Raw genomic sequence first — 21,057 nt, 5'->3', positions numbered from 1 at the left:
GTGGCGCGTGTGGGATGCGGGCGGCGGGCGCGCACCTCCCCGGGGGGATAGGGGGGCATTCCCCCATTGCCGCGCAGGCCACCATTGAGGCGCGCGCCGGTCTGCACGGTTTTGTAGGCGACTTGCGGGTAGAACTCGTTCCAGCGCTGGTGCGCCCAGCCTTTTCCTGGTGGCCGCCCTTCGGCGGACGAGCCGATATGGCGGTTGAGGTACACCTCGATCTGCGCCTGCCACGGATTGCGGTCGACGACGTTGGCGAACTGGCTGGGGAATGGCGTCAGACCGGGTTGCCGCAGGAACGCATCAAGCGCAGTGCCGGGCGGCGCGCTGCGGGCGATGTTGTTCGGATCTTGGGCCGGTGCCGGGCCGATCGCCGCTGGTGGAAACGGCAGCGGCGCGGCCGGGGTGGTCGGGTCGAGTTTTTCCGGGCCGAACTCTTCGAACAGGGTCAACTGCTGGGTGAACGGCTGCGCGCCATAGAGCGGGCTCGGCTTGCCGTTGGTGGGGTAGTTGAAACTGGTCTGCACGGAGGGTGGCAGGACGTTTTCGATACGCGTTTCAGCGCGATCGCCTTTGACCCCGTCAGGTAGATCGAAGGAGTCTTCGTTGGCCTCCGGCATGGTCAGAATGGCGTTTAGCGCGCCAGCGCGGTCGGCCGGTTCGTCGTAGTAAGCCGAGGGATCGGAGACTTCTGGCTGTCGCTCGTCATCAATGGGACTGGCGCGGACGCCGGCCATGGTGCCGAGGGTCAACATCAGAAAGACGCTCAACGGCGTCAGCAGGAAGGTGTTGCTTGGGTCACGCGTTGTTCTATCCATCACCAGCCGCCTCATCAAGGAAGGGGTGATGGTGTTTTGCAACTAGTGCGCCAAGAAATTATTTCCAGTTGTAACAGGGGCTTGGGGATGCTGTGGGTTTCCCCACTTCCCGGTGACCGGGGCTTGACACCCACTGGTGGGGGAAGTTCATAAGTTTTTGCGGCGTTTATAAACTTGTGTACCAACTGACGCAGGCTGCGATCTTTAAGAGTGATCGTTCCCCCGCTCTGCGTGGGAATGCAGCCCGGGACGCTCTGCGTCCCATTGGAACGCGGAGCGTCCCTTGAGGCATTCCCACGCAGAGCGTGGGAACGATCAAGATCAAAAGATCGCAGCCTTCGGCGGCTCCTACAGGGAATGTGGGGTTCAGGGGACGAGTTGAAAGGCCAGGCGCACGGTGGTGCCCTCGCCTTCGCGGCTGTCGAGGGTCACGCCGCCACCGAAGCGTTCCATGATGCGTTTGACCAGCACCAGGCCGACGCCCAGACCACCGGTTTTGGTGGTGAAAAACGGCCGGAAGGCCATGGTCCGTTGCTCTTCGTTCATGCCTTTACCGGTATCGCTGAGCACCACGCACACACCCCGGTCATCGCTTGGTTCAAGGCTGACGGTCAATGTGCCGCCCTTGTCCATCGCTTCGAGTGCATTGGCCAAAAGGCTGTTGAGGATCTGCGTCAGTTGCACCGGTTGGCTGAGCACCATCGGCGTGTGTTGCGGATGAAACACCACCCTCACCCCGGCCCTGGCGATCTGTTGTTCGAACGCCACCAGGCTTTCGTGCAACGCCGCCACCAGGTTCACCGGTTCCGGATCATCGTTGAGTGGTCGCAGCGATTGCAGCAGTTCGCGCACCCATTTCGACATGCGATCGACCTGACCAATGATGTCGTTGATGTTCTTTTCTGCCGGGCCGGCGTCGAATTCCAGCGCCAGTTCAGCGCTGGAACGAATCGTCGCCAACGGATTGCGCAAACTGTGCGCCACCGCTGAAGACATCTCGCCCAGGGCGACAAAGGTTTCATTGGCGATCAGTTGTTTTTGCTGGGCCGCGAGCAGAATCGCCGCACGCCGCACGATCCAGTACAGGCCCAAATAAATCAGCCCGCCGCCGAGCGCGGTGGCCAGCCAGATCAGCACCATCCCGCGCTCCATGCGCGCGATCAGATCCTTGGGTTCCTTGTAAATCTCGACCATTGCTGTGACGTTCTTGCCCTCGGCGTCGAACAGCGGGATGTAGTTCTCGATGAAGATGTAGTCCGGCGGCGTGATGAATTTCTGTTCTTCGCGGGCCTTGTCGACATCGTGGTAACTGGCAGAAACGGGGATTTTTTCGTTAAAGGCGCGATCGAGGTCTTCATCGGCATGAATGTTGGTGCCAATGAGCGCGGGGTTGGTTGACCAGATCACCTGGCGGTCGGGCGCATAAATATTGGCGAGAATCACGTCCGGCAAGTGTTCGATGTGATCGAGAAACTCGCCCCGAGCATCGGCCCGGGCTTGCGGACTGACCTCGGGAAAGTTCGTGTCCTGACGTGGGTCAAGCAATTCCCCCATGGTCCGCACGTTGGGAATCGACACATGGCGCACCTCGGCCGAGGCGATCGCCTGAATGAACTGTGCGGTGAGCAAGGCATCACGCTGCACGCTTTCATCAATGACAAAACGCGTCGACACCGCGCCAAGCGCAATGGCCACGGTACCAATCACCGCCATGCTGATCAGCGAAAACCAGCGCAGCAGGTTGAACGACTGCTTGCGCGAGCTCAAGCGCAGATTGCCCTCCTCGACCGGTAGCGATTTCGACTGCATGTTCATGGCGGCGACTTCTCTATACGTCCCTATAGGGTTATAGCCCACGGGTGGGGGTTTGCCCGGTTGCGGGGATATCGCCCCGATATACACCTCCCAAACCACCACAAGTCCCTGTAGGAGCTGTCGAGTGAAACGAGGCTGCGATCTTTTGATCCTGTCTTATTAAATCAAGATCAAAAGATCGCAGCCTGCGGCAGCTCCTACAGGGATCTCGGTCGCCCACATATTTTGTTTACACCGAAGAAGCTTGCTCGCGAAGGCGGCAGGTCAGTCGACATTTTCGTCACAGGAAGTCCGCATTCGCGAGCAGGCCCGCTCCCAAATTGGCCTGGTTCGCTCACCTGTTTTGTGTTCACCGAAGAACCCTGTAGGAGTGAGCCTGCTCGCGATCGCGGTGGGTCAGCTGAGATTTTTGGTACAGGGTGACCGCTATCGCGAGCAGGCTAACTCCTACAGGGGGGTTGTGTAAGGCGGACAATGATGGTCATCCCCACCGTCCCCGATTCTGGGGAATGACGCCCTTTCCCCGCGGGCCAAAAACCCCAGCTTCATTCCTGCAAACCCTTCTAATCCGGCCTTCTCCCGCCCATTCACCGCACCTTGGCATGGAAGGTGTACAGGCCCCTTCAACTGACCCATCCCCAAGGGGCAGGTACTTTGATAGAGGGATTAACTCATGCACCCTTTACTGTCCAAAACCGCGACCGTCCTGGTCGTGAGCGCCTTGGCCCAGGGCATTGCCCAGGCCGCTTTGTTTGCTGTTGATCCGGGCCCGTACGCGCCGGCCACCGGTGGTTTCGCCAGTTGGTATCAGGACACCCACGGTCGCACGCTGGATCTGTGCCTGTCCAAAGCACTCAGCTCGCGGGTGCCCAGCGCTCCCGGCGCGCCGTCGTACATGTGCTCGCTGCTGCCAACTCCCGGGGTGTTCGATGACGCCCAGCCGATCGTGTTCCCGAGCAACTTCCCCGATGAAGCGTTCTGGTTCACCGGCGAGACCACCCTTGTCGACGCCGCACGCGGCATTGACCTGACCTACGTCAGCGCCATCGAAGCCGCATTCGCTGCCGAGGAACCGGTCGAGGGCGATCAAGTCAGCTTCGCGCGAATCCGTATTCGCGTCGATGTGCCGACCGCCGGCACCTACGTCATCACCCACCCGTACGGCGTCGACGTGTTCAACATCGACACCCCCGGCCGCCGTGCAATCAACATGACCCGCGACATCGGCATCGGCACGCCGAAAACCTACGACGGCGCGCTCAAGGGTGACATCGGCCCGTTCCTGCGCAGCGTCAACGGCCCCTACACCGAGACCAACCCGCTGACCGGTGCCGCCGAACAATTCGTTGGCGACCCGAACCTCAGCGAGGCGGTCACTGGCAGCCCGTTCAACACCAACTACGTGCGCATCGAAGGCCCGAACGGTCTGGATCTGCGCGCCACCACCTTTGCCGTCTCCGGCAAGTTGTCGACCGTGGTTCGACCCACGCCGATGATCGCGCAGCGCAGCACCTACTCACGCAAGGCCGGCGACAGCGCACCGGTGGCGCAGCAAGACGTTTTCGTCCTTGCACCGCCAGCCCCGGGCACAGCGGCCATCACCAGCAGCACGCCCGTGCTGAACATGACCGAGGCCAACAGCACCGGTAGCTGGTACGCGCAAGCGTCGGCCAACCCGACCTTGCCGACCACGCTGCAGGTGACCGCCGACAACCACCTGGCCATCGCCAGCAGCACGCCGACCACCCTGCCCATGGCCCTGACCGACCTAGTGGTGATCCAGAGCGCTCAATACAGCCTGAGCTCCGGACAACTCACCGTCGTAGCCTCGACCAGCGGCGAACCCTCCCCGCCACTACCCACCGCCACCGCCGGCAGCGGCGCCGCAATCGGTGCACTCGGTGGCGCCAGCGCGGTGAAAACGCTGGCCACCGGGATCTCGCCGATTCCGCCGTCCCGGGTTCGCGTGACGTCGTCCAACGGCGGCAGCGACACCGAAGAAGTGGTCATCGTGCAATGAACGCTCACATGCCCAGATCCGCATCAGGAGGCATCATGAACAAGTGGCCACGCTTTGCGCTCAACGCGCTCGGGCTCGCTCTCTCGCTGACCGGCAGTGCCTATGCGCAACTCGCCGCCGTCGACCCCGGCCCCTACACCTTCGCCACCGGGAAATTCCCGATGTGGTATCAGGACGAAAATCAGCTGTCGATGGAGCTCTGTCAGTCGCGCGCGGCCAGCTCGCGCGTGGCGGCTACCACGCCGCCGGCCTACATGTGCATCCTGCTCGCCGAGCCGGGGATCTACGACGACGCCCAGCCGATGATTTTCCCTGACAACTGGCCGCCGGAAGCCTTCTGGTTCCTGGCCGAAACCGCAATTGCCGACAATCCTGCCGGCTATGGCGTGGATGCTTATGTCGCCGGGATAGAAGCAGCGTTCGCCTCGGAAAATCCTGTGGATGGTGATCAGCAAAGCTTCGCGCGGATTCGCATCCGGGTGAACGTGCCCGTTGCCGGCACCTACACCATCACTCACCCCTATGGCGTGGAAACGGTCAACGTCACCGCCCCCGGTCGGCGAGCGATCAACATCACTCGCGACATCGGCATTGGCGCGCCGGGTAATTTCTCCGGCGCTGTCGGTGGTGCCATCGGCCCGTTCCTGCGCAGCGTCAACGGCCCCTACACCGAAGTGAACCCGGACACCGGTGCCACGGAAACGTTTGTCGGCGACCCGAACCTCAACGAAGCGGTGACGGGCAGCCCGTTCAACACCAACTTCCTGCGGATCACCGGGCCTGCCGGAACCATCCAGTCCAACGTGTTCAGCCTGTCCGGCAAAGTGCTCGACAACCGCCAGCAAACCCAAGTGGAAATCGACCGCGCCACCTACCGCCGCACCGCTGCCGGCGTGCGTGCCGAAGTGTTCGCCAAAGCGGCTAACAGCTCAAGTCTGTGCTTCCGCGAAAGCGTGGCGCTGCTGCCCGGCCCACCGCCGACGCCGTGCCAGACCAGCCTGTTGGGTGACAACAACGGCCTGTTCTTCGGCCACCGATTGGGCACTGGCGCGGTACCTCCGGTAGTCGTCGTGACCGCGACCAACCCCACCGGTACCACGCGTCCGACCGCCGTATCGGCCAAGCTCACCGACGTCGTGAAAGTACAAACCGCGCGCTACAGCTGGGCCAACAAAAGCCTGTTGATCGAAGCGACATCGAGCGATGAAGTGGCGATTCCGGACATGGTTGCCCAAGGCTACGGACGTCTGTCGAAGACCGGCACCCTGCAGCGCATTACCGTTGCCGACCTGACTCAGCCACCGGCCACCGTGACGGTGAAATCCGCCGCCGGCGGCAGTGACACCGAGGCTGTCGTCGTGGTCGGCACTGCGCCGGACACTGGTGAAAACCAGGCGCCAATCAGCAACGCGGACACCGGCAGCACCAGCTTCGGCGTGCCGATCACCCTCAGCCTGTTGACCAACGACAGCGATCCCGATGGCGATAATCCGCTGGGCATCACCGCGTTGACCCAACCGGCAGCCGGCCAAGGCACCGTCGCCCTCAGCGGCACCGCTGCCGTGGTCTACACCCCGCCAGCGGTGGTGAACGCGCCACTGACCACGACCTTTACCTACAAGGCGCAGGACGCCAAAGGCCTGGCTTCGGCCAACCCGGCCACCGTGACGATTACCGTCGCACCGAACCAGGCACCGACCGCCGTCGCTGACGCCGTCGCCACGCTCGGTGTGGCGATCCCGATCAACGTGTTGGCCAACGACACCGACCCGGAAGGCAACGTGCCTCTGGCCGTCGCCAGCCTGACCCAACCCGCCGCTGGTCGCGGCACGGTCAGCAGCAACGGCACGGTGATCACCTACACCCCACCGGCCACCGTGACCACGGCGTTCACCACGACCTTCACCTACATCGCCCGGGACAACTTCGGTGCCCTGTCGACGCCGGCCACGGTCACGGTGCAAGTGTCGCCAAGACCAGCGGCGGAAACGTTCGCCGTCACCGCTTCTACGGTGCAGGCACGCTCCGGCGGGCGCTTCAACTGGGACTTCACCGGTACTTCGTCGGTGACCACCGGCAACACCATCACCGTGCAGGTCACCACCCCGACCGGGCTGGTCACCCTTGGCACCACCACGGTGCCGTTGACCGGACGCTGGCGGCTGACGCTGAACAACACGCTGGTAGTGCCATCGGCCAACCCGACCGCGACGATCCGTTCGTCCCAAGGCACGGTGCGCACAGTCTCGGTGACCACGCTGTAGGCCAGATCCCCAGCCGCTCTCGGGTGGCTGGGGCTAATTTGAAACCGGTTAACGCCTGACAGGATGTGAGCCATGAACACGCCGACCGCCGCCCTGCTTTGCCTGCTTCTGCTGTGCGGCAGTGCGGGTGTGCGCGGCGAAGACCTGATGGACAACGACGACCTGGCCCCGACCAGCAGCGACCTCGGCGAACTGCCCCCACCGGTGGGTCAGCAAGCCCTGATCGACCAGCTTGGCCAGGCCAACGTCGCCCTGCTGCAACAGAACGGTCAGTCGCTGCTCGGGCAGATCGTGCAGTCGGGCAGCAATCAGGAGGCGTACATCCTGCAACAGGGCAGCGACCTGATGGCCCTGATCAACCAGAACGGTTCCGGCAATTCCGCCGCGATCACGCAAAACGGCAGCCATAACCGCGCGCAGATTTCGCAAAACGGCAACAACAACGACGCCAGCATCGAGCAGGCCGGCGCGGGGCTGCAAAGCGCCGTGACCCAGTCGGGCAACGGCATGAGCGTTTCGGTCAAGCAATATCGCTAAGCACTGCAAATCATCGGAGAGTTCAATCATGTTCAAACTGACGCCCCTCACCGCCGCCCTGCTGGTCATGATCAGTGCCCAGGCCATGGCCGACGACAGCCTGTCCACTCAGAGCCAGGCCGGTACCGCCAACATTGCGGATGTGAAACAGACCCAGGCACCGTTCAGCAGCGCCACCCAGACCCAACTGGGCCAGGGCAACGACGCCGCCGCCGTGCAAGACCACGCCACCAGCGTGATCACCCAGGACGCCGTCGGCGACTACAACGCCGGTTACGCCGAACAGCTTTACGAAGACAACGCCACCATCACCCAGCAACAAGTCGGCGCCTTCAACACCGCCCATGCCAGCCAGTCGTTGGGCTTCGGCTCACCGAACAACGCGCTGCAACAGCAGCAAGGCACCGGCAACTTCTCGTTCGTCTATCAGGACTCGCAGAACGGCAGCGAAGGCAAAACCTTGCAGTTCGGCGACAGCAACGAAGCCAACATCGAGCAACTCTATGAAGGCAGCGGCAACAGCGCGGTGATCACCCAGTACGGCACCGCCAACTACGGCACCGCCGAACAAGTGCTGCACAACGGCGGCCAGATCGGCATCAACCAGGCCGGCGAAGGCAACTACGCCTACGGCGACCAACGCAACGGCACCGGCGGCAACATCACCATCAACCAGTTCGGCAACCTCAACGGCACTGAAATCTGGCAAGACTCGCAACTGGCAAGCCAGGCCACCGTCAACCAGTACGGTGACAGCAACGAAACCGTGGTCGACCAGAGCTTTGGCGAAAACAACAGCGCCGCCGTCACCCAGGTCGGCAACAGCAACGCGATCTACGCCGACCAGTTCGAGTCGGTCAACTCGACGCTGGCGCTGTACCAGGTGGGTAACGGCAACGTGCACTTCACCTACCAGAACGGCGACAGCCATGTGCTCAACGCCACTTCGGTAGGCAATGACAACAAGGTTTACGCCAGCAACTGGAAAGGCCCGCAGTCGGGTGGGCAGTTCGGCAGCGGCCAGCGTGCGACGGTTACTCAGGCGGGCAATGGCAACATCGCCAGCTTCACTCAGGATGGCGTCGGCCAAGTGATGACCACGCATCAGACTGGCACGGGCAACAAGACCACGGTCAGCCAGGCTGAGTCGTATAACGAGCTGTACTTTGATCAGAATGGCAGTGACAACATTCTGATCTCCGATCAGCGCGGGACCACCAACCTGGTGCAGGGCTCATCGAACGGCACGGGCAACAGCGCAGAGTTCGATCAGTCCGGTTCGGGCAACCAGGCGTATACCGCACAGTTGTATGGCAGCGACAACATGATCACGGTCAAACAGACCGACACCATGAACGTGGCGTACGTGACCCAGGGCGGTACCGGGAACATTGCCAACGTCGATCAGAGTGGCGTGACGCAAACGGCAAATATTCAGCAGTTCGGCTCGGCCAACCAGGCGACGGTTTTGCAGCAGTAGGGGTTGGGTGTTGGTAGGCCGCGATTCTCTGGTGAGGGGGTCGCGGTTTTTTGTGTCCGCAGGACCGATCAACGACACGTGTTCTTTAACGCTTCGGATCAGCCACGTCCTACAGAAAAAGGAATGTTTTCTGGCGGAACGAACGCTTTAGCGAGCGAGCTTTGCTCCTGCACGGATTCCTTTTTGCCAGTTTGAGTGCGGCAGATGACGCGCGCCGGGGGGCGTGGCGCGGGTCGCCGAGCAGTGCGCGGTGGGACGGGGGCCGCCGGCCTCGCTGATGGTGTAACCCGGCGCGATTTCGGCGGAAATGGCCGGGTCGACCGCAACCTGAATCGAGCGTGTCAGATGAGCGCCCGACGCAAATCGGCGGCGGCCTCGGACAGCACTTGCGCGGCGCGCTCGACCACCGGCGCCATGCTGATGAACCCATGAATCATGCCGTCGCAGCGCTGGTCACGGACGCTCACGCCAGCTTCTCGCAGGCGCCGGGCAAACGCCTCGCCCTGATCGCGCAGCGGATCGAATTCGGCAGTGATCAACGTAGTCGGTGGCATCTGCGCCAGACTTGCGGCGCGTAACGGCGAGGCCAGCGGATCATCGCCCTGCCCGGCCTTTGGCAGATATTGCTGCCAGAACCAGTCCATCATGTTCGCCGTGAGGAAAAACCCTTCGGCAAATTCCGCATAGGATGGACTGTCGTTACGTGCGTCGGTCACCGGATAGAACAAGCACTGGTAGCTGATCTTCGGCTTTTGGTGCTGTGCCGCCAATTGACTGACCGCGAGCGCCATGTTGCCGCCCGCGCTGTCCCCGGCCAAGGCGAGACGACTGCCATCGACACCCAACTCGGCCGCGTGCTTAACCAGCCAGCATGTCGCCTGATAGCAGTCCAGCGGTGCTGCCGGGAACGGATGCTCCGGTGCCAGGCGATAAGCCACCGACACCACCACTGCTTCGGTCTGGCGCGCCAGCGAGCGGCAAATATTGTCGTGGGTATCGAGGTTGCCAACGACGAAACCGCCACCGTGGAAATACACCAACAGCGGTAAATCGTGTTCTTCCGAGGGTCGATACAGTCGCGCATCGAGTTCACCGACCGCGCCGGCAACGCGCAGATTGCGCACCTCGCTCATCGGTTCACCGGGAATGACCGGCTGCATGTTGTCGAAAAACTGCCGGTATTGCGCGGCATCGAGCTGGCCGTAATCGGGTGCTGGCAGCTCGCTGAATTGCTGGAGTATCGGGGCGATCTGTTTATCGATTGGCATGGACGTCTTCCTTAACATCTGACATTTGAAACTGTGGGCTGGATTCTTCGAGGATGCTTTGTACACGAAGCTGCAGTGCCGCTTCAAAGCCCTTGTGCAGTAACCCCCAAAAAGCGCTTCGCGGCGATGGCCGCAGACAACTGCGCCGCCGACTCGGCGGGGGTCATGATTGGGTGAGGGCGGCGCCTTCTATTCGTCTGGCGGAGCGCGCCTGCATAGTCCGATAGGGGGATGCCGCCGGTCTGATGATTCGCACGATCAGCTCTTTGGTTCTTCCAATGCAGTACATGCCCTTGCTCGGAAAACAATCTCATGAACAATAAAATGGCTGTAATCGGGCTGGCTGGCCTGATTTCGATCTGCCCGCTGTTTGCACTTGCCGTGGAAAAAACCAGCGGTTCTTCGGTGCCGCCGACGGCAATTCCGGGAGTGAATCAGGGAGGGTCGGAGTCGAAAGAAGAAAAAGCGAACAAGAAAGGAGAAGAGGCTTCGGGCTCCAATTCCGGGGCTGAAGCGCACGAGACGCAGAAGGATGCCGAGGGTTCGAGTGATTCTGGAGATATGAAAAAATCCGGGCAATGAATTCTCTCTGGCCGTTAACTTGAGCAAACTCGGCAGATGGTGGCGCTGAGCCATGAATGGTAAAGTTCAGGCTCTAAATCAGGGATGGCGCGTCATGATCAAACGAATTTTTGTAGCAGCAACGCTAATGTTCACCAGCCTTGCGGCTAACAGCGCCAATCTGCCCAACGAGCTTTTGGAAGAGTGCAAACGAGTAGAAAACTCGGCCAGAGCAATCATGAATGCCAGACAAGAAGGCGTACCCCGTACAACCGTGCTGGAGATGGCCGACGCCGCCGGAAAAGAAAGTGAATACGTAGGCAGTTTGTACAAAAGTTTGATCGGAAAGGCCTATGAATTCCCGCAGCAACCCGACGCCAAGATGCGACAGGGCTTGGTCGATGAATTTCAGCAGACGTATTACTCGCTTTGCATTGATGCCGCGCAAAAGACCTCGGGCAAAACTACCTGAAGGGTTATGTGGATCAACAGACAGAAAAAACCCGCCGAGGCGGGTTTTTTTTGTGAGTCAGGCGATCAAGTCGGGCCATACTGATTTTGCAGGGCATCCAGTCGCGCCTGTTCGCTCTCACTTAGGCCGCCGGCATCAAAAAGCGCTTTGCCGTCCGGGCCATCCAGCCGGTAGACCTCGACGGTAAAAATGGCTCCAGCCGGCGCTTCAATCTTGCCCCACTTACCGAATTTGTTGGGCAAAAGTTGCCAGGTCGCACTTTCACCAGACTCCAGACCACCACTTATTTCATAATTGAAAGCGTCGACAAACCATGGAACCGCTCGTTCAGGGCTGGCAATGGTGCCCTTGAAGTATGCGCGCGAGACTGGATGCGAAGTGCCATTCTGCACAGTCAACTCAATAACCGGCTGAGCGATCTTGGAGTACTTGTCAGCTTGCTGCTCCAGAAGCCTGGACCTCGATACGGCAAACTTCGCCAGCTCGTTTTTCGCGATTTCGGCAGAAGCAGCCTTGGATTTCAGTTCCTTGATTTCCAATAACGCCTGCTGTTTTTTCTTCTGCTCGGTCGCTGCGCGAATGGTCGCTGCCATCGTATTTACGTCGGCAGCGGTCTTTCCATCCAGGCTTAAACTGTTGCTCTGCTGCACGCCGACCAGCGACGTATTGCCGAGACTCAGATTGCTCAAGGCAATCAGCATCAGGTCTGCCGAGAACTGTTTCTTCTCGTCTGGAGAGAGCTTTTCAGCAACCTTTTTAGAGGACTCCTGCAAGGATGCTTCAGTGGTTGCGTCCAGTTTTGGATCGCCACAACCGGTAAGTAATGCTGCGAACAGCCCGATCAACAACATCCGTTTCATTTGTTTTTCTCCTGATGGCAAAGCGAATTCGGGTAAAGAGCAAAGGTGCTAAAAAAGTCGCTGTTTCGATACTCTATCCATGCTGCTGAACAAGGTGATGATCCCGCATATAGCGGGATAAAGCAGATATTGACCGGGATAGACCATCATCCCGACAGCCCAGCCAACGAGCAGCGCAATACCGCCATTGCGTCGGTGGCGAGGCGTGAATCGTTGCTGAATGCGCGCCTGCAGTTGGCACGAGGATCCTGCTAAATTCAGCATGTTCATACCTTTTGAACAGTTGTGCTGAAGCTGAAGAAGTAGAACGAGATTTTTTCTTCTTCAACATCCCTCAGCTCATATCTGACTCTGTCGAGACCATCGTCGATTCGGCTCACGCTCAGATCCATGAATTGAGTTAGTCCACCGCCGAAGCCTTTCAGGTGCAGTGCGCTGACGTCATGGAATTTTACCGTGACAGCGGCTGTTTCTGGATCGTTGGAGGACGACATGGTTAACGACAGGTCGTACTTGAAATCCTGCATCTCGATGTTGATTGAGATGACACAGTTGTGCGAGAACAGGAGATCGTTCAGGTGGGGAATGCTGTTCATGGTTAGCGAACTCGAAGAGGGATTCATATTCACTTGTTTTCAGTCCGCCAATTACCCAAGCGGCTTTCCCCTACCGGGACACAGATGCCAGTTTTGACCACCTCATCGGGCTCCGGAGTTTCACGATCGCTCAACTCTTGAATGACCACTTGGCAGATACCGAGCGCTGCATGCTTTGTCTGAAACGCAAGATAGGCCTCGTAATCTTTTCCGGCTCGAGGAGTAAAGGATCGTGCAGGTGCATTACACATGACCCCTTGGAAGGAGATTATCGAGATTACCGTTGGCACGCCCGCTGGCAGGACAAGCTCCGAGTATTTCTCTCTATAAGACAAATGCGCGGAGTGCCACGAAGGGCGCATTCCGATGACTTCGTTTTCATACTGCCCGGGCGACATGCCTAGCAGATTCACCTGACCTTTTTTTCGGCTGACCTCTGCATCAGCGTTCGCTTTGTACTCTTCACAAGATTTACCTGGCGTGTAGGAAGCCCGGATATTGGGGTTTGAATAAACCCTGATTCGAGCAGTAGAGGCAGGATCATATTTTTGCTGTTCGGCTTCATTAACGACCGGAACAATCTGGGCGCAACCGGATGCAAAGAGGCATGCCGAAATGATCAGAGCGGCTTTCATCGAATCATCCTTAAACTTTCAAAAAAAGCATGAATCATTGCAGCTGATTTCTGCAGCGCATAATCCACCCACCCTGTACGAATCTGCCTGCGGGATCAACTGCAAAAGCCTTCCGCGAAGATTGTCGTTGACTGCGACGAGGACGATTTCAACTACGGCATTTACGACTGAGCAACGAGCGCCACAACAGCCTGTCGTTAACAGCCCGATCCTCTCTGTGAGAGCACATCGGGCTGTGATCTGAATCCCGCCGCCAAGCGGCGAGCTTCCAAGCAGCGAAGCCCGAGCAATAAACTGGGCTGATGTAGGGATTGGCACCTGCCAGGTCACACCCCGACGTGGACAAAACGGCGACCTATAGCGCCCGCCTGCAACGACTCAAGTGTCGAATCGATGTCTAGGGGACTGGCGTCAAAGCGCGCAAAACGGCAGCGAGATGGTGTCAGCTACGAAGGTAAATGGTAAGTCGATGAACACAAGCGGGCCGAGAAACATCCAAAGGTCGTATTCACCATCAACACCGTCATAGCAGTCATATGAGCTGTTCGGATTGGTAACCGCGCCAAGCCAGGCGCAGCCACTCAACTGTGAAATAGCCAACATCAAAATGAGCTTCCGTAGCACGTAACTTCCTTATCACTTTCCCATTGTGTGATCTGTAGACGTCATCGGGGAAAGTTGGTCACCTGCCCCGACACAACCCGCGCGAACTCTGAGTCGATGGTGACGCCGTTGCTATTGTTGGTGAACTGTAAACCGTGACCGCCCTGCACTGCGAACAGCACCGAGATTGCGCCGCCGGCAATGGTGTTGACGATTGCGAATCGATCGGCGCTGACCAGGAACTGGCTTTGCAGCCCGGCACCGGTGTTTTCGATACCGAGGCCGATAGCTCAGACACTACAAGGAGTGACGTGGGAGGCACGGGCCTGTGCATTGGAGTGCGTCCTGTGATCAGGCCACCCGAGCGCTAGAAACTACACGCAGTTGAGTGGCGGGCGTGATGCCAGAGTGCTTCAATCGAGCCTCACTTAAAAAAGGAGATGTGCAATGGAGTTTCTTAAACCCCTTAGTATCTTTTCGCTGGGTTTTTACTCGGCAATCGGCGTCGCTGCGCTGATTGCGCTGTACTTTCTGTTTTACGGAGCAAGATGCGCAGATTCGTGGATGAAACGTCAGTCGATGCCAACTGATCGCGTGTGGGCCTATGTCGTCATTGCGGCACTTTTGGGTCTGTGCATTGGAAGCTTCGCTCAGGGGTTAACCGAGATCCAAGCCGAATGCGCAGCCTATGGTCAACCTGTTGGTCAGTGCCTCTTCAAGCACCTCAGCCCGTAGGCAACTTACAGCGGCCCGACAGAGAGGGAGTCGATGCCTCCTAGTCGGGTTGCTTGGTTGTCATAAATTGTCTCTTGTATGCCCAAACGTACGGCTTGAAAAGATGTCACTTTGCCTCTATCTAACGGAAACCATAAATGAAAAGGCTTTAATTAAATGACTGAATCGACAAAAAAGCCTGCCGCCCCCGTCACAACCGAAGCAAAAAACTTCAGACAGCCTATCCATCAAAGAATGCATTTTTGAGTCTGCGGCTTACTACAAGACGAAGTCGGAAGGCAGAAGAGTCCTAGTTGTTTCTGCAGCTCTTGAGTTGATAGCCAGAAAAGCGGCCGGGCCGACGCCTACGAACCTCGAGGCTGAGCTGAAACTACTGTCAAAATACGCCGATTACATCCAGGCAGCGACGAAACTTAAGTGACTCATCGGTGCCGCACTTACCTGCGGCACACCTACTCTTCCCCGCCACCCAGCAGCACATCAATCAACTTCTGCTCACCAAGGCGCATTGCACCCAGACACTGCAGGTCGTCGCACTTGGGGCCAAGCCCGAACACCATCACTTCGCCCTCCGACCCAATGAGGGTCAGCGCACCTAAAGTGCATTCCGGATGCATACCGTTATAGAGATCATAATGGCCTGCCCATAGTCCCCTTTGGGCTTGAAATAATGGCTTGTTGCCGGTATTAAGTCCGCGTAAACAACGGTGCAGAACTAAAGGTAGGAAATGGAAAACCTGACAAAATTGCGAGTCGCGCTGACAATCGGAGCACTTGTCGGGTTTGTGCCAATCACCCTCCTCTTCGCAGCTGGCATCGTGGCTTTGTTCATTCCACTCTTTTTCGTCATCCCAGAGCCCCCTCTAGTTCTACTGGGAGGTATAGGCGCATTTATCATCTCGCTGCTTGGGATATGGTCAGCCTGGAAAATTTATGCTCTTGCGATGGCAGCCTCACCAAACGTGCGCAACCCTCGATCACTTGCATTGGCTGCTGTGGTAGCCATGATCTGGGGAATGTTTCTCGCCTACTACCTGCGCGGGCTTCCCGAACTCACGTGCATATTCCTAATGCCTGGAATAGTCTCGACAGCCATGCTCGCCGTTACGTTGAAAAGGCAAAGAGCCTGACGCAGGTGGCACACCGGCTAACGTCTTTCATTTGACGCGACACACGTTTGGCCGTCGCCTTCGAGCGGCGGGTGTGGCCGAAGAAGACCGAAAGGCACTTCTGGGCCACAAGAACGGCAGCATCACCAGTCACCATTCGGGCGCTGAGCTCGGGCATCTGATTGAGGCTGCGAACATGGTATCAGCAACCGATTCACGTGGGCCGGTGCTGACAATTTTGAAGAGGAAGCAAGCGTGAGAAATGGAGAAGTCACGCAAATGTCACGCGCATGAAAAAGGCCAATGCTGCGAACATTGGCCTAAGTCATTGAATTATATGGTCGGGACGGAGTGATTCGAACACTCGACCCCTAGCACCCCATGCTAGTGCGCTACCGGACTGCGCTACGCCCCGACTGATCTTGCAACTCGCTCTTCACCTCGAAGAGCGCTCAAGAATATAGCGCAAGCTTTTGAAAACTGGAAGTATTCAAAAGCAGCTTTTTATTTCTTGAGTACCACCAGCACGTCTTCCAACTCGGCAATCATCTGCCGGATCATCTGCTTGTATTGGGTGGTGTCATCTTTGGCTTCATCGCCGGACAGGCGCAAGCGTGCGCCGCCGATGGTAAAACCTTGATCGTAAAGGAGCGCGCGGATCTGCCGGATCATCAGCACGTCCTGGCGCTGATAATACCGGCGGTTTCCGCGGCGTTTGACGGGGTTGAGTTGAGGAAACTCCTGCTCCCAGTAGCGCAGCACGTGTGGCTTTACGGCACACAGCTCGCTGACTTCACCGATGGTGAAGTAGCGTTTGCCCGGGATAACGGGAAGTTCGTCGTTATGACTTGGTTCCAGCATAAGCCTCAACTCGGGCCTTCAACTTCTGCCCTGGACGAAAGGTGACCACACGGCGAGCCGTGATCGGGATTTCTTCCCCCGTTTTCGGGTTGCGGCCAGGCCGCTGGCGTTTGTCCCGAAGGTCGAAATTGCCGAAACCGGACAATTTGACCTGCTCGTTGTCTTCAAGAGCGTGCCTGATTTCCTCGAAAAACAGTTCTACCAATTCCTTGGCTTCCCGCTTGTTCAGGCCCAGCTCTTCATACAGACGTTCCGCCATCTCAGCTTTCGTCAAAGCCCCCATACGTCACTTCCTTAACGTGGCGTTCAACCTTTGTTCGAGCGAGGTGAGGATATTTTGCGTCGTCGAATTCACCTCATCGTCATTAAGAGTGCGCGATGGATGCTGCCAGGTCAAGCCAACTGCAAGGCTTTTTCTATCAGGATCAATGCCTTTACCCTGATATACGTCAAACAGCCTGAGATCTGTGAGCCATTCGCCTGCATTTTCACGGATTACGTCCAGTACAGCCGAGGCTGCAACGTCTTTGTGCGCGATCAGTGCAAGGTCACGACGCACTTCAGGAAAGCGCGACAACTCGTGGAATTTCGGCATTTTACCGAGCGCCACTTCAGCCAGAACCAGCTCGAAAACGAATACGGGACGATCCAGACCCAAAGCTTTCGACAATTCCGGGTGGATAGCACCGATGAAGCCGACTTCACGCCCTTCTCGCTCGATGCGCGCGGTTTGACCCGGATGCAGCGCTGGGTGTTTGCCCGGTGCGAAGGTGAATGAATCCAGTGCACCGGCAAAGCCCAGCACCGCTTCCACGTCAGCTTTGACGTCGAAGAAGTCGACGGTGTCGCGACCTTGCGCCCAGCCTTCCGGCAGACGGCTACCGCAAACCACACCGGACAGCATCGGCTCTTGCTTCAGGCCTTCGAGCTGACCGACGAAGCGCAGACCGCTTTCGAACAGACGCACGCGATCCTGCTGGCGATTGAGGTTGTGCTGCAGCGCTTTGACCAGACCCGGCCACAGCGACGAGCGCATGGCTGCCATGTCATTGGAGATCGGATTGGCCAGCAACAGCGGCTCAACACCCGGATTGAACAGCTCGAACTGACGTGGATCGATGAAGCTGTAAGTGATCGCTTCCTGATAACCACGCGCGACCAGCAGACGACGCAGTTCCGGCAGATCGCTACGCGCTTCAGCCTTGGCTTGCGGCGCCAGGCGCGCTTGCGGGTAACGAACCGGCAGACGGTTGTAGCCGTACAGACGGGCCAGCTCTTCGATCAGATCGACTTCCAGGCTGATGTCGAAGCGATGGCTTGGTACTTCTACGCGCCACTGACCTTCACCGTCGGCAGTGATACCCAGACCCAGTCCGCCGAGCAAACGCTCGACTTGGGCTGAATCCATTTCCATACCGAGCATCTGGGTAATGCGCTGGGAACGCAGGGTGATCGGTGCGATCGACGGCAGGTGCTGCTCGCTCACGGTCTCGATGATCGGGCCGGCGTCACCACCGGTGATTTCCAGCAGCAGGCCAGTGGCGCGCTCCATGGCTTCACGGGCCAGTTGCCAGTCAACACCACGCTCGTAGCGGTGCGAAGCGTCGGTGTGCAGGCCGTACGAACGAGCCTTGCCCGCCACAGCAATCTGGTCGAAGAACGCACTTTCCAGGAATACATCGCGAGTGGTCGCGGAAACACCGCTGTGCTCGCCACCCATCACACCGGCAATCGCCAGGGCGCGAGTGTGGTCGGCAATCACCAGCGTATCGCTACGCAGGCTGACTTCCTGACCGTCGAGCAGCACCAGCTTCTCGCCCTCTTCCGCCATGCGCACGCGGATGCCGCCATTGATTTCGGCGAGATCGAAAGCGTGCAGAGGCTGCCCCAGTTCCAGCATCACGTAGTTGGTGATGTCGACGGCAGCGTCGATGCTGCGCACGTCGGCACGACGCAGACGTTCAACCATCCACAGCGGCGTAGGCTTGGACAGGTCAACGTTGCGGATAACGCGCCCCAGGTAGCGCGGGCATGCCGCTGGCGCCAACACTTCTACCGAGCGCACTTCGTCGTGCACGGCAGGAATGCTCATGACCACCGGACGAGTGACCGGCGCGTCGTACAGCGCACCGACTTCACGGGCCAGACCGGCCAGGGACAGGCAGTCGCCACGGTTCGGAGTCAGGTCGACTTCGATGCTGGCGTCTTCCAGGTCCAGATACACGCGGAAATCTTTGCCCACCGGCGCATCGGCCGGCAGCTCCATCAGACCGTCGTTGCCTTCGCCAACCTGCAGCTCGGCTTGCGAGCACAGCATGCCGTTGGACTCAACGCCACGCAGCTTGGCTTTCTTGATTTTGAAGTCGCCCGGCAGTTCGGCACCGATCATTGCGAACGGGATCTTCAGGCCCGGACGCACGTTTGGCGCACCGCAGACGACCTGAAAGGTTTCCGCGCCATTGCTGACCTGGCACACGCGCAACTTGTCGGCATCAGGATGTTGCTCGGTGCTCAGCACCTCGCCCACCACCACGCCACTGAAAACACCGGCGGCCGGCGTAACGCTATCGACCTCAAGACCGGCCATCGACAGACGAGCAACCAGCTCGTCGCGATTTACCTGCGGGCTAACCCAGCCACGCAGCCATTGTTCACTGAATTTCATCCTGCTCTCCTAAGAATTCGTTACGACTAGCGAAATTGCGCGAGGAACCGCAAGTCGTTGTCGAAGAACAGACGCAAGTCGTTCACGCCGTAACGGAGCATGGCCAGACGCTCGACGCCCATGCCGAAGGCAAAACCGGAGAACTCTTCCGGATCGATGCCGGACATGCGCAACACGTTCGGGTGAACCATGCCGCAGCCCATCACTTCCAGCCAGCCAGTCTGCTTGCAGACGCGGCAGCCTTTGCCGCTGCACATCACGCATTCCATGTCGACTTCAGCGGATGGCTCGGTGAACGGAAAGTACGAAGGACGGAAACGTACGGCCAGTTCTTTTTCGAAGAACACCCGCAGGAACTCTTCGATGGTGCCTTTGAGATCGGCGAAATTGATGTCGCGATCGACCAGCAGGCCTTCGACCTGGTGGAACATCGGCGAGTGGGTGATATCGGAGTCGCTGCGGTACACACGGCCTGGGCAGACAATGCGGATCGGCGGCTGCTTCGATTCCATGGTGCGGACCTGTACCGGCGAGGTATGGGTGCGCAACAGCATGTTGGCGTTGAAATAGAAGGTATCGTGCATCGACCGGGCCGGATGATGGCCTGGGATGTTGAGCGCTTCAAAGTTGTGATAGTCGTCTTCGACCTCTGGGCCTTCAGCGATGCCGTAGCCGATATGGGTGAAGAACTGTTCAACACGTTCCAGAGTCCGGGTTACCGGATGCAGACCACCGCAGGTCTGGCCACGGCCCGGCAACGTCACGTCAATGGATTCGGCAGACAGTTTGGCAGCCAGTTCGGCTTCTTCAAACAGGGCCATGCGCGCATTGAGTACGCCTGTGACACGTTCCTTGGCAACGTTGATCAGGGCGCCGACTTGCGGACGCTCTTCTGCCGGCAAATTTCCCAGGGTCTTCATCACCTGAGTCAATTCACCTTTTTTGCCAAGGTATTGAACCCGGATTTGCTCCAGGGCATTGATATCTTCAGCGCTTTGCACAGCCTCTAGTGCTTGAGAGACCAGCGCATCCAGGTTTTCCATGTACAGACTCCAGATACAAAATAGGGGAAGAGCTTGAAGGCTCTTCCCCTATTTAAGACGTTTACCACCTGGCCCCACGGAAGTGAGGCCGGGTGATTGTCGGGGGTACTTAAGCCAAGGTGGCTTTAGCTTTCTCGACAATCGCAGCAAACACCGCTTTTTCGTTCACTGCCAGATCAGCCAGAACCTTACGGTCGATCTCGATGGACGCTTTTTTCAGGCCAGCGATGAAACGGCTGTAGGACAGACCGTTAACACGAGCACCAGCGTTGATACGAGCGATCCACAGAGCGCGGAACTGACGTTTTTTCTGACGACGGTCACGGTAGGCGTATTGGCCTGCCTTGATTACCGCTTGCTTGGCAACACGGAATACGCGGGAGCGTGCGCCGTAGTAGCCTTTAGCAAGTTTCAGAATTTTTTTGTGACGCTTACGGGCAATGACGCCACGCTTTACACGAGCCATGAGTTACTTCCTCTATTCTTGACTAAAATTAACGAAGGCGCAGCATGCGCTCGACTTTTGCCACGTCAGACGGATGCAGCAAGCTGCTACCGCGCAGTTGACGCTTACGCTTGGTCGACATTTTAGTCAGGATGTGGCTCTTGAAAGCGTGCTTGTGCTTGATACCGTTAGCAGTTTTCAGAAACCGCTTAGCAGCACCACTTTTGGTTTTCATTTTTGGCATGTTCGGATACTCCGCATTCAGTTGAT

Annotated in this window: 20 protein-coding genes, 1 tRNA gene and 4 pseudogenes; 9 read left to right on the top strand and 16 right to left on the bottom strand. The window is 58.4% G+C overall.

Going from position 1 to position 21,057, the window contains the following annotated elements; translation table 11 throughout:
- Together AK821_RS08005 and AK821_RS08000 are read right to left on the bottom strand one after the other, a co-directional pair.
- A pseudogene (locus AK821_RS08005) lies at positions 1-818 on the bottom strand (copper oxidase); the annotation flags it as partial.
- 366 nt (positions 819-1,184) lie between these two features.
- A complete protein-coding gene (locus AK821_RS08000) occupies positions 1,185-2,633 on the bottom strand; it encodes a sensor histidine kinase (RefSeq protein WP_064389171.1) in 1,449 nt (482 codons plus the stop codon).
- Between the two features lie 673 nt (positions 2,634-3,306).
- Between AK821_RS08000 and AK821_RS07995 the strand changes: the two genes are divergently transcribed.
- From AK821_RS07995 to AK821_RS07980, 4 genes are all read left to right on the top strand, one after another.
- Positions 3,307-4,653: a hypothetical protein gene (locus tag AK821_RS07995; protein WP_064389170.1), complete on the top strand. Its 1,347-nt coding sequence runs from the start codon at positions 3,307-3,309 to the stop codon at positions 4,651-4,653.
- 35 nt (positions 4,654-4,688) lie between these two features.
- On the top strand, positions 4,689-6,917 hold the full coding sequence (locus AK821_RS07990; protein ID WP_064389169.1) for an Ig-like domain-containing protein: 2,229 nt from the start codon (positions 4,689-4,691) through the stop codon (positions 6,915-6,917).
- Between the two features lie 72 nt (positions 6,918-6,989).
- The gene (locus tag AK821_RS07985; protein WP_064389168.1) at positions 6,990-7,454 is read left to right on the top strand and encodes a curlin; all 465 of its coding nucleotides are present in this window, start codon (positions 6,990-6,992) and stop codon (positions 7,452-7,454) included.
- A 28-nt stretch (positions 7,455-7,482) separates the two neighbouring features.
- Positions 7,483-8,934 carry a curlin gene (locus AK821_RS07980; RefSeq protein WP_064389167.1) on the top strand — a complete coding sequence of 484 codons (1,452 nt, stop codon included), beginning with the start codon at positions 7,483-7,485 and terminating at the stop codon, positions 8,932-8,934.
- Between the two features lie 341 nt (positions 8,935-9,275).
- Here the strand turns inward: AK821_RS07980 and AK821_RS07975 are convergent, their stop codons facing one another.
- Entirely contained in the window at positions 9,276-10,202 is a 927-nt protein-coding gene (locus AK821_RS07975) for an alpha/beta hydrolase (RefSeq protein ID WP_064389166.1), read from the bottom strand.
- A gap of 312 nt (positions 10,203-10,514) precedes the next feature.
- Between AK821_RS07975 and AK821_RS07970 the strand changes: the two genes are divergently transcribed.
- Together AK821_RS07970 and AK821_RS07965 are read left to right on the top strand one after the other, a co-directional pair.
- A complete protein-coding gene (locus AK821_RS07970; RefSeq protein ID WP_064389165.1) occupies positions 10,515-10,784 on the top strand; it encodes a hypothetical protein in 270 nt (89 codons plus the stop codon).
- A 52-nt stretch (positions 10,785-10,836) separates the two neighbouring features.
- Positions 10,837-11,235, top strand: a complete 399-nt coding sequence (locus AK821_RS07965; protein WP_152974148.1) for a hypothetical protein — start codon at positions 10,837-10,839, stop codon at positions 11,233-11,235.
- Between the two features lie 65 nt (positions 11,236-11,300).
- Here the strand turns inward: AK821_RS07965 and AK821_RS07960 are convergent, their stop codons facing one another.
- The 5 genes and pseudogenes from AK821_RS07960 to AK821_RS31370 all read right to left on the bottom strand — a co-directional run.
- A complete protein-coding gene (locus AK821_RS07960; RefSeq protein ID WP_064389163.1) occupies positions 11,301-12,095 on the bottom strand; it encodes a DUF6694 family lipoprotein in 795 nt (264 codons plus the stop codon).
- A 266-nt stretch (positions 12,096-12,361) separates the two neighbouring features.
- Positions 12,362-12,691, bottom strand: coding sequence for a hypothetical protein (locus AK821_RS07950; RefSeq protein ID WP_064389174.1), 330 nt, complete (start codon positions 12,689-12,691; stop codon positions 12,362-12,364).
- A gap of 29 nt (positions 12,692-12,720) precedes the next feature.
- Positions 12,721-13,326, bottom strand: coding sequence for a hypothetical protein (locus tag AK821_RS07945; RefSeq protein ID WP_064389161.1), 606 nt, complete (start codon positions 13,324-13,326; stop codon positions 12,721-12,723).
- Between the two features lie 411 nt (positions 13,327-13,737).
- Entirely contained in the window at positions 13,738-13,929 is a 192-nt protein-coding gene (locus AK821_RS07940; RefSeq protein ID WP_236708300.1) for a YceK/YidQ family lipoprotein, read from the bottom strand.
- A gap of 74 nt (positions 13,930-14,003) precedes the next feature.
- Positions 14,004-14,216, bottom strand: a pseudogene (locus AK821_RS31370) (phage tail tip fiber protein); the annotation flags it as partial.
- Between the two features lie 160 nt (positions 14,217-14,376).
- Between AK821_RS31370 and AK821_RS07935 the strand changes: the two are divergent.
- A complete protein-coding gene (locus AK821_RS07935) occupies positions 14,377-14,664 on the top strand; it encodes a hypothetical protein (RefSeq protein WP_064389159.1) in 288 nt (95 codons plus the stop codon).
- A gap of 452 nt (positions 14,665-15,116) precedes the next feature.
- On the opposite strand, the pseudogene AK821_RS31365 reads toward AK821_RS07935, so the two are convergent.
- Positions 15,117-15,296 (bottom strand): annotated as a pseudogene (locus AK821_RS31365) (hypothetical protein); the annotation flags it as partial.
- Positions 15,297-15,392: 96 nt separating this feature from the next.
- Here AK821_RS31365 and AK821_RS07925 point away from each other — a divergent pair.
- Both AK821_RS07925 and AK821_RS29365 read left to right on the top strand, forming a co-directional pair.
- Positions 15,393-15,794 (top strand): hypothetical protein, encoded by a 402-nt coding sequence (locus AK821_RS07925; RefSeq protein ID WP_064389158.1) that lies wholly within the window; start codon positions 15,393-15,395, stop codon positions 15,792-15,794.
- A gap of 28 nt (positions 15,795-15,822) precedes the next feature.
- A pseudogene (locus AK821_RS29365) lies at positions 15,823-16,032 on the top strand (tyrosine-type recombinase/integrase); the annotation flags it as partial.
- A 79-nt stretch (positions 16,033-16,111) separates the two neighbouring features.
- Here AK821_RS29365 and AK821_RS07920 read toward each other — a convergent pair.
- The 7 genes from AK821_RS07920 to rpmI all read right to left on the bottom strand — a co-directional run bounded on the left by AK821_RS07920 (position 16,112) and on the right by rpmI (position 21,031).
- Positions 16,112-16,188: transfer RNA gene (locus AK821_RS07920), tRNA-Pro, on the bottom strand.
- An 89-nt stretch (positions 16,189-16,277) separates the two neighbouring features.
- Positions 16,278-16,634 (bottom strand): MerR family transcriptional regulator, encoded by a 357-nt coding sequence (locus AK821_RS07915; RefSeq protein WP_003179985.1) that lies wholly within the window; start codon positions 16,632-16,634, stop codon positions 16,278-16,280.
- Positions 16,615-16,917 carry an integration host factor subunit alpha gene (gene ihfA / locus AK821_RS07910; RefSeq protein WP_002553164.1) on the bottom strand — a complete coding sequence of 101 codons (303 nt, stop codon included), beginning with the start codon at positions 16,915-16,917 and terminating at the stop codon, positions 16,615-16,617. The genes AK821_RS07915 and ihfA overlap by 20 nt, the downstream gene beginning before the upstream one ends.
- Before the next feature lie 3 nt (positions 16,918-16,920).
- Positions 16,921-19,299, bottom strand: a complete 2,379-nt coding sequence (gene pheT, locus AK821_RS07905) for a phenylalanine--tRNA ligase subunit beta (RefSeq protein WP_064389157.1) — start codon at positions 19,297-19,299, stop codon at positions 16,921-16,923.
- Between the two features lie 26 nt (positions 19,300-19,325).
- A complete protein-coding gene (pheS, locus tag AK821_RS07900) occupies positions 19,326-20,342 on the bottom strand; it encodes a phenylalanine--tRNA ligase subunit alpha (protein ID WP_064389156.1) in 1,017 nt (338 codons plus the stop codon).
- A 109-nt stretch (positions 20,343-20,451) separates the two neighbouring features.
- Positions 20,452-20,808 carry a 50S ribosomal protein L20 gene (rplT, locus tag AK821_RS07895; protein ID WP_007913489.1) on the bottom strand — a complete coding sequence of 119 codons (357 nt, stop codon included), beginning with the start codon at positions 20,806-20,808 and terminating at the stop codon, positions 20,452-20,454.
- Between the two features lie 28 nt (positions 20,809-20,836).
- Entirely contained in the window at positions 20,837-21,031 is a 195-nt protein-coding gene (gene rpmI, locus AK821_RS07890) for a 50S ribosomal protein L35 (RefSeq protein WP_002553160.1), read from the bottom strand.
- Positions 21,032-21,057: the final 26 nt, after the last annotated feature.

The organism is Pseudomonas sp. RIT-PI-r (assembly GCF_001297015.1).
Classification (GTDB): Bacteria; Pseudomonadota; Gammaproteobacteria; order Pseudomonadales; family Pseudomonadaceae; genus Aquipseudomonas.
Note: the sequence above shows the minus strand (reverse complement) of the source record. Positions and strands in the feature narration are given on the sequence as shown.